This is a genomic window from Novosphingobium sp. UBA1939, assembly GCF_002336885.1.
GTDB lineage: Bacteria > Pseudomonadota > Alphaproteobacteria > Sphingomonadales > Sphingomonadaceae > Novosphingobium.
On the sequence record NZ_DDFB01000027.1, the window covers coordinates 57,584 to 66,265 of the forward strand.

Below are 8,682 nucleotides of genomic sequence, written 5' to 3' on the forward strand. Positions count from 1 at the left end.
TCCATTCGCGTTTACCACACCTTCTCGTTTTCCAGGGGCGCCCTCCGTGCTGCGTAGCCAAAAGCTTTCGATGCCTGACGAGATGCGCCAGATCGTCTCGCGCTATCGCCGCCCGTTTCTGACGGTCGTGCTGTTGAGCGCGCTGCTCAACGTGCTGGTGCTGGGCGGCTCGATCTACATGATGCTGGTCTACGATTCCGTGCTGCCAAGCCACAGCGTTGCCACGCTGTTCGGACTGCTGGTCATGCTGGTGGTCGTCTATGCCTTTCAGGGCGGTTTCGACTTCCTGCGCGCGCGCATCCTCAGCCATATCGCCAACAGCTTCGACAAGGCACTGTCGCACCGGGTGCAACGCGCGATCGGCGACAGCACGCTCAACGGCACCCAGCCCCCTGGCGACGGCCTTGGCCCGATGCGCGATCTGGAAAGCATCCGCAGCTTCCTGTCCGGAAAAGGGCCGACAACGCTGATAGACCTGCCATGGATAGCCTTCTTCATCGGCATCCTGATGCTGCTGCACCCCTGGATCGGACTGACCGCGCTGATCGGCGGCGCTCTGCTCGTGGGCCTCACCGTCGTCGCCAACAGGGTAACGCGGGAGCCGACCGCCCGCCTCGCCGCGCTTTCCGCCGCCCGCAACGCACAGACCGAGCTGCAATTGCGCCATGTCGAAACGCTCACGGCGATGGGCATGCGCGATCGCATGCTGGATCGCTGGGAACAGACCAACCGCGCGTATCTTGCCGAACACCGCGCTCTCGGGCGCTGGGTCGGCCTTCTGGGCGGCGCGAGCCAGATCGGGCGCATGCTGCTCCAGTCGCTGATCCTGACCGTCGGCGCGTTGCTGGTGATCGACGGCCGCGCCTCGGGCGGGGTGATCTTCGCCTCCTCGCTGCTGTCGGCGCGGGCGCTTGCCCCGGTCGATCAGGCCATCGCCAACTGGCGCCAGCTTGCCGCCGCGCGGCTTGGCTGGCGGAACCTGTGCACGCTGCTCTCGGCCGTTCCGCCCGCCCGATCCGCGCAGACGGTCCTACCGGCGCCGCAACGCGAACTGCAGGTGCAACAGCTTTTCGTCAGCCCGCCCGGAAGCGGACGTCACACGGTAAAGGGACTGGAGTTTCAACTGGAAGCGGGCGATGGCCTTGGCATCATAGGCCCCAGCGCCGCCGGCAAATCCTCTCTGGTCCGCGCGCTGCTGGGCCTGTGGAAGCCGGATCACGGCACCGTCCGGCTTGACGGCGCGACACTCGACCAATGGCCGAACGACCTGCTCGGCGCATCGATAGGCTACCTGCCGCAAACCATCGACCTGTTCAGCGGCACGATCGCCGAGAATATCTCGCGCTTCGCCAGCAATCCATCGTCCGAAGCGATCATCGCCGCCGCCGAGGCCGCGGGGGTTCACGACATGATCGTGCGCCTGCCCGACGGCTACGACACGCGGGTTGGCGTGGCGGGCGAGCAGCTTTCCGGCGGCCAGCAACAGCGCATCGCGCTGGCCCGGGCGCTCTATGGCGATCCGTTCCTGCTGCTGCTGGACGAACCCAACTCCAATCTCGATGCGCAAGGCGATGCCGCGCTGGGCCGCGCGATCGTGGCGGCGCGGCTGCGCGGCGCGATCGTGGTGATCGTTTCGCATCGCCCCTCCGCGCTGTCCAACGTGAACCTGATGCTGTTCATGCGCGATGGCCGGATGGAAGCCTTCGGCCAGCGCGAGGACGTGCTTCGCCGCGTGACCGCGCGCCCGGTCGATCTTGGCAATCGCGCCGACGCGGGCGCGCGAATCGCCGAAAAGATCGCCAACGTGGCCAGTCAGGCCGGGCCGCGCGCGGCCATCGGCGGAAGGAGCAACGGAGCATGACCCAGGTGGTAGCACTACCCGCCGCCCGGTTCCCCGCGCTGGGTTCCATCGACCATTACGATCCTGACGCGCAACTGTCCGGCAATCTGCCACTGGTCGTCAAGCTGCTGACGGGGCTGCTCGCGCTGCTGCTGGCCTGCGCCGCACTGGTGCCGATCGGCGGCGCGGTGATCGGTGGCGGCGAAGTCGGGGTCGAAGCCCGGGTCAAGCAGATCGCCCATCCCATCGGCGGCACCGTGGCGCAGATCCTGGTCCGCAACGGGCAGCACGTTCGCAAGGGACAGGTGCTGCTGCGCCTGGATGACCGCGTCACCGGCGCCGACGCCGAATATTCCGCGCTCAGCCTCGACCAGATGCTGGCGCAGAAAGCGCGACTGGAAGCGGAACAGAACGAAGCGGCCGGCATCACCTTTCCGCCGGCGCTGGCCGTACGGCAGGACGAATCCGCGCAACGCGCCATGGCCGAGGAGCAGCGCCTCTTCGCGATACGGCGTGCCGAGCGCGCCACGCTGGGCGCGCAGATGCAGGCGCGGATGAGCCAATCGCGCGAGCAGATCACGGGCTACCAGTCCCAGATCGCGTCGCTGCGCCAGCAGGCCGCGCTGATCGAGAACGAGCGCAAGGGCATCCAGTCGCTCTATGACCGCAAGCTGGTGACGATCACCCGCTACAACCAGGTCGAACGCCAGGCCGCCGAAATCACCGGCTCCGTGGCCTCGCTACAGGCGCAGATCGCGCAGACGCGCGCGCACATGACCGAAATCGGCGCGCAGATGATCCAGCTTGGCGATACCCGGCGCACCGATGCCGGCACCCAGCTGGCCGCGATCAACGCCCAGCTCAACCAGCAGCGCGTCCGCAGCATCGCCGCGACCGATACGCAGGAACGCACCGTGATCCGCGCAACGCAGGACGGGGTGGTCGACAAGCTTGCCGTCGCGACCATCGGCGGTGTGATCCGGCCCGCCGAAGTGCTGATGGTGATCGTTCCCGATGGCGGAAATCTGGTGATCGAGGGCAACATCAGCCCGTCCGATCTCGATCAGGTCCGCCCGGGGCAAAGCGCGCGCCTGCGCTTTTCAGCGCTCAGCGTTGCCCATACGCCCGAACTGACCGGCTGCGTATCCTATGTGGGCGCGGACCCGGTGGTCGACGACAAGACCGGCCGCCGCTTCATCCCGGTACGCATCGTGATCGATCCAGCCTCGATGAAGAGCCTGCCCGCCACGCGGATCAAGCCCGGCCTGCCGGCCGAAATCTACATCGAGACCGGCTCGCGATCGATGCTGTCGTACATCACCAAACCGCTGCGCGACCAGTTCTCGCGCAGTTTCCGCGACAACTGACGGAAGCGGACGGACGGCGAGCCGGCACGGCCGCCTACCGGCCGACAGCGTGGTATTCCAGCCCAGCGGCTTCGGCGGTGGCGCGATCGTAGATGTTGCGCAGATCGACCAGCACCGGCTGCGCCAGCAGCGTCTTCATCCGCCGGAAATCGAGCGCGCGATAGGCGTCCCACTCGGTCACGATAACGACCGCCGCCGCGCCTTCGATCGCCTCCCAGGGGCTGTCGACGAACTGGACGCCGTCCAGCACCGCGCGCGCCTGCTCGACGCCTTCGGGATCGCAGGCCGCCACTTCGGCGCCCGCATCCTGCAAGGCCCGGATGATCGCAATGGACGGCGAATCGCGCATGTCGTCGGTGTTGGGCTTGAAGGTCAGGCCCAGGATCGCGATGCGCTTGCCGCGCACGTCACCCCCGGCGGCGGCGATCACCTTGCGGCCCATCGCGCGCTTGCGGTGATCGTTGACCGCGACAACCGCCTCGACGATGCGTTGCGGCGCTTCGAAATCCTGCGCGGTCTTGAGCAGGGCGATCGTGTCCTTGGGGAAGCAACTGCCGCCATACCCCGGCCCCGCGTTGAGGAACTTGTTGCCGATCCGGTTGTCCAGCCCGATGCCGCGCGCCACGTCGCGCACGTCCGCGCCCACCTTCTCGCACAGATCGGCGATCTCGTTGATGAAGGTGATCTTGGTGGCGAGGAAGGCATTGCCCGCGTACTTGGTCAGTTCCGCGCCACGGCGGCTCATCTCCACCATGGGCGATTTGCCGCCCAGGAACAGCGGGCGATAGACTTCGCGCATGACCTGCATGCCGCGTTCGTCGCTGCCCCCGATCACGATGCGGTCAGGGTGCTTGAAATCGTCGATCGCCGCGCCTTCGCGCAGGAATTCGGGGTTCGACACCACGGCGAATTCCGCGTTCGGGTTGGTCCTGGCGATGATCCGCTCGACATCGTCGCCCGTGCCCACCGGCACCGTCGACTTGTTGACGATGACCGTGAAACCCTGAAGGGCTTCGGCGATCTCGGCGGCGGCGGCGTGGACGTAGGAAAGGTCCGCATATCCATCGCCACGCCGCGAAGGGGTGCCGACCGCGATGAAGATGGCATCGGCACTGGCGGCGGCTTCGGCCAGATCGGTGGTGAAGGAAAGCCGCCCCGCCTGCACGTTGCGCGCCACCAGTTCATCCAGGCCCGGCTCGAAAATCGGAATCTTGCCAGCCTTGAGCGCGGCGATCTTCGCGTGATCCTTGTCGACGCATATTACGTCATGTCCGAAGTCGGAAAAACAGGCGCCCGAAACGAGCCCCACATACCCCGATCCAATCATCGTAATCTGCATGCCTGAAAACCACCTTCCATAGCGCAACACAAGAAAGCCGCGCGCAGCGGCTATCTGACAACGAAATATCTTTCAGGCAACTCATCCCTGCCAGCTGTCTCAAAATTGACAACATTGCTGGCGCGCTATTAACTATACATCGGTTTTTCCAGCCTGTTTCTGGCAGATCGGCGTTCAGGTCAAGCGCGGTGCGGTGATCCGCAAAGACATCGGGCTTCAAAGGTGCCAGGCATTCAGGGTATCACGCCCGATGTCGGATGGCGAAGCGCGGGTCGCTACCGGATAGCCGCTCCACCGCGACAGGACTTCACCGCTTGCCCCTGGCGCACCCTTCCCACACCCTGTCCAGCGAGGCCGCGGCCGAAATGCTGCGGGCTGCGGACGCCGCCGCTCCCCACGAGGCCTGCGGCCTGTTGCTGGGCGTCGGCCTGCATGTACAAACCGTCCTCCAGACCGCCAACGTCGCGGATGATCCGGCGCGGCACTTCGAGATCGCGCCGGCAAGCCTGATCGCCGCGCATCGTGCCGCCCGTGCCGGAGGACCGCAGATCATCGGCTATTTCCATTCGCACCCGAACGGCCTTGCCAGACCTTCCGCCACCGATCGGGCCTCCGCCGCCGGCGACGGTCGGGTCTGGGCCATCGTGGCGCGCGGGCGCATCACCTTGTGGAAGGATGCGCCATCCGGTTTCGAACCGCTTTCCTATGACACGGTAGAAGGTTAAGGCGGAGGCAACGATGCCGTACCGATACGCCGAGAGGACCGCGCAAGCGCCGCTTTACGGGCCAACCCGCTCCCGGGCGGATCACGCGCGCGGGACCGTGTCAACTTCGTCAACGTCACCAGCCCCGAACACTCCATTCCCGAAAGCAAGCGCCGGATCATGACCACCGAAGCACTCGAACTCGCCAGCCTGCTCTGCTCCCGGCTGTGCCACGACATGCTCAGCCCGGTGGGGGCGCTCTCCAACGGGCTGGAGCTTCTGGCCGATGAAAAAGACCCGGAGATGCGCAAGCGCTGCTTCGAACTGCTGGAACAGAGCGCGAAAATCTCCACCGACAAGCTGCGCTTCTTCCGGCTGGCCTTCGGCGCGGCCGGCGGGTTCGGCGATTCGGTGCCGCTTTCCGAACCCAAGGCGCTGGTCGATGCGCTGGTCGGCAACAACGGCCGCGTGACGGTGAACTGGGTGCTGGGCGGGGACAGCCTGCCCAAGCCGGCGGTGAAGGTGCTGCTGAACCTCTCGCTGATCGCGCTCGATTCGCTGGTGCGCGGCGGCACGCTCGATATCGGCGCGGAGCCGCGCGACGGCACGAGCGAGATCGTGGTGCGCGCCTCGGGCCAGCGCATCGCGTTCGATCCCGCGATAGGCCGCGCGCTGGATGGCAGCGCCGGGGCGGAAGAGCTTTCCAGCCGTACCGCCCCTGCCACCATGCTCCACCAGCTTGTCGCCAGCATGGGCGGCGGCTTGCAGTACCACCTCTCCGACGACGCCCTGGTGATGGGCGCGGTGGTGCCCGCAGCATAGAGGCGCCCGGCATGGCGATGAACCGGTGGCTGATCCATCGCGAGGTTCCCTCGCCCAACTGGAACGAGCGCAAGCTGCCGGTATCGATGGTGGTGCTCCACTACACCGGGATGCGCACCGCCGCCGAAGCGCTGGAGCGCATGTGCGATCCCGCTGCCGAGGTTTCCGCGCACTACATGGTCGACGAGGACGGCACCGTCACGCTGCTGGTGCCCGAGGATAAGCGCGCCTGGCACGCCGGGCGTTCCTATTGGCGCGGAATCACCGACATCAATTCGGCCAGCATCGGCATCGAACTGGTCAATCCCGGGCACGAATGGGGGTATCGCCCCTTCCCCGACGCGCAGATGGAAGCGCTGATCCCGCTGCTGGCGGACATCGTGAAACGCCACAACATTCCCCGCGCCAACGTGGTGGGCCATTCGGACATCGCCCCGGCGCGCAAGGACGATCCCGGCGAACTGTTCGACTGGCCGCTGCTCGCGCGTTACCGCCTGGCGCTGCCCATCCCCAAGCCGACGATGCGGCTGCTGTACGACAACGACAGCGCATTCTTTCTCGCGCTCGAACGCTTCGGCTACGACATCTCCGACGGCCGCGCCGCCGTGCGCGCCTTCCAGCGCCGCTGGCGCCCGCACAAGATTACCGGCGAGATCGACGGACAAATCGGTGGCCTTCTGTTCGAGCTGCTGTTGGAACGCGACCTCGGCCATGCTAGGTGACCCCTTGCCAGGGGGCCGGGCAGCCGCGTCATCGCAAGATGCCGAGGAAAGTCCGGGCTCCACGAAACAGGGTGGCGGGTAACGCCCGCCGGCTTCCGCGCAAGCGGGGGTCAGGGAAAGTGCCACAGAGAGCAGACCGCCTATGCGTCGCAAGGCGCAGGCAAGGGTGAAAGGGTGCGGCAAGAGCGCACCGCGCGACCGGCAACGGAAGCGGCACGGCAAACCCCACCCGGAGCAAGACCGAATAGGGACGGCGCGCCGGGCAACCGGCAGGCGTGTTTCGCGCCAAGGTCTTCGGACCTGCAATGTCCGGGTTGGTTGCTGGAGCGGCACGGCAACGTGTCGCCGAGAGGAATGGCTGCCCCCGCCGATACGGTGCCGAATGGCATACCGTCGGCGGGACAGAACCCGGCTTACAGGCCCCCTGGCAAATTATCGTAACCGCAAAGCGTTTTCCTACCGGCCCGGTTCGGGCTAGGAGGCGGTCATGTCGGCCGGCCATCATCACCATCACGATCACCATGGGCATGACCACGGGCACGGGCATCACCACGCCCCCGCCAGCTTCGGCCGCGCCTTCGCGATCGGCATCGTGCTCAACCTGGGCTTCGTCGTGGTCGAGGCGGCCTATGGCATCATCGCCGGATCGATGGCGCTGGTGGCCGATGCCGGGCACAACCTTTCCGACGTGCTGGGCCTGGTGATCGCCTGGGGCGCGAGCGTGCTCACCGCGCGGCCGCCCTCCGCCCGATTCACCTATGGCTTCAAGTCCAGCTCGATCCTGGCAGCCCTCGCCAATGCCTCGCTGCTGCTGGTGGCGCTGGGGGCAATCGTCGTCGAAACGATCCGGCGGCTGATCGAGCCGGAACCGGTGGCCGGCGGCCCGGTTATGATCGTCGCCGCGATCGGCATCGTCATCAACGCCGCCACCGCGCTGATGTTCATGCGTGGCAGCAAGCACGACATCAACATTCGCGGCGCGTACCTGCACATGGCCGCCGACGCGGCGGTTTCGGCGGGCGTCGTCGTGGCCGGATTCTTCATTACGATGACCGGATTTGCCTGGATCGATCCCGTCACCAGCCTCGTCATCGTGGCGGTGATCGCCATTGGTACCTGGGACCTGCTGCGCGATTCGGTAAAGATGGGCCTGCACGGCGTGCCCGCCAGCATTGACGAAGGCGCGGTGCGCACGTTTCTGTGTGGCCAGCCGGGCGTCACCGCCGTCCACGACCTGCACATCTGGCCGATGAGCACCACCGAAACCGCGCTGACCGCCCATCTCGTCATGCCGCAAGGCCACCCCGGCGACGGCTTCCTGCGCGAACTGGCGCAAGAGCTGGAGCACGATTTCCGGATCTGCCACACCACCGTCCAGATCGAAGCCCAGCCCATGCTGGATTGCGCGCATGGATGCCAAGGCGGCGGCGACTGAACGCGAAAGAGGCGCTTGATGGAAAAAGGCGGGCGTCCCGAAGGAAACCCGCCTCTTCAAACGTTCAGCGAACGGGAAGCGTGGCCGTCAGGCCGCTTCCTCCTTGCCCTTGAGCACCTGCACCGGCTCCTTGCGGCCATCGACGACATCCTTGTCGACGACCACTTCGGTCACGCCTTCCAGCGTGGGCAGGTCGAACATCGTATCGAGCAGCAGCCCTTCGACGATAGACCGCAGGCCGCGCGCACCGGTCTTGCGCTCGATAGCCTTCTTGGCGATCGCTTCCAGCGCGTCGTCGGTGAAGGTAAGCTGCACGTCTTCCAGCTCGAACAGGCGCTGGTACTGCTTGACCAGCGCGTTCTTGGGTTCGCGCAGGATCTTCACCAGCGCCTCGATATCGAGGTCGTTGAGCGTGGCGATCACCGGCAGACGGCCGACGAATTCGGGGATCAG

The 8,682-nt window shown here is 66.3% G+C and carries 7 protein-coding genes, 1 other RNA gene and 1 pseudogene; 7 read left to right on the plus strand and 2 right to left on the minus strand.

Annotation, left to right across the window (positions count from 1 at the left end; all coding sequences use genetic code 11):
* The first annotated feature begins 46 nt into the window (after positions 1-46).
* A complete protein-coding gene (locus tag B3547_RS04710; protein WP_292960686.1) occupies positions 47-1,861 on the plus strand; it encodes a type I secretion system permease/ATPase in 1,815 nt (604 codons plus the stop codon).
* On the plus strand, positions 1,858-3,207 hold the full coding sequence (locus B3547_RS04715) for an HlyD family type I secretion periplasmic adaptor subunit (RefSeq protein ID WP_292960688.1): 1,350 nt from the start codon (positions 1,858-1,860) through the stop codon (positions 3,205-3,207). The genes B3547_RS04710 and B3547_RS04715 overlap by 4 nt, the downstream gene beginning before the upstream one ends.
* A gap of 34 nt (positions 3,208-3,241) precedes the next feature.
* On the opposite strand, the gene B3547_RS04720 is transcribed toward B3547_RS04715, so the two are convergent.
* On the minus strand, positions 3,242-4,546 hold the full coding sequence (locus B3547_RS04720) for a UDP-glucose dehydrogenase family protein (RefSeq protein WP_292960690.1): 1,305 nt from the start codon (positions 4,544-4,546) through the stop codon (positions 3,242-3,244).
* Between the two features lie 314 nt (positions 4,547-4,860).
* Here B3547_RS04720 and B3547_RS04725 point away from each other — a divergent pair, with 314 nt between their 5' ends.
* The 5 genes from B3547_RS04725 (at position 4,861) to B3547_RS04745 (ending at position 8,229) form a co-directional block, all read left to right on the plus strand.
* Entirely contained in the window at positions 4,861-5,271 is a 411-nt protein-coding gene (locus tag B3547_RS04725) for a M67 family metallopeptidase (protein WP_349676474.1), read from the plus strand.
* A 159-nt stretch (positions 5,272-5,430) separates the two neighbouring features.
* On the plus strand, positions 5,431-6,072 hold the full coding sequence (locus B3547_RS04730) for a histidine phosphotransferase family protein (protein WP_125954955.1): 642 nt from the start codon (positions 5,431-5,433) through the stop codon (positions 6,070-6,072).
* A 17-nt stretch (positions 6,073-6,089) separates the two neighbouring features.
* Positions 6,090-6,794, plus strand: coding sequence for an N-acetylmuramoyl-L-alanine amidase (locus B3547_RS04735; protein ID WP_292960719.1), 705 nt, complete (start codon positions 6,090-6,092; stop codon positions 6,792-6,794).
* A 7-nt stretch (positions 6,795-6,801) separates the two neighbouring features.
* Positions 6,802-7,226: RNase P RNA component class A (rnpB, locus tag B3547_RS04740), an RNA gene on the plus strand.
* 55 nt (positions 7,227-7,281) lie between these two features.
* Entirely contained in the window at positions 7,282-8,229 is a 948-nt protein-coding gene (locus B3547_RS04745) for a cation diffusion facilitator family transporter (protein WP_292960693.1), read from the plus strand.
* A gap of 87 nt (positions 8,230-8,316) precedes the next feature.
* On the opposite strand, the pseudogene B3547_RS04750 reads toward B3547_RS04745, so the two are convergent.
* A pseudogene (locus B3547_RS04750) lies at positions 8,317-8,682 on the minus strand (ATP-dependent Clp protease ATP-binding subunit ClpX); the annotation flags it as partial.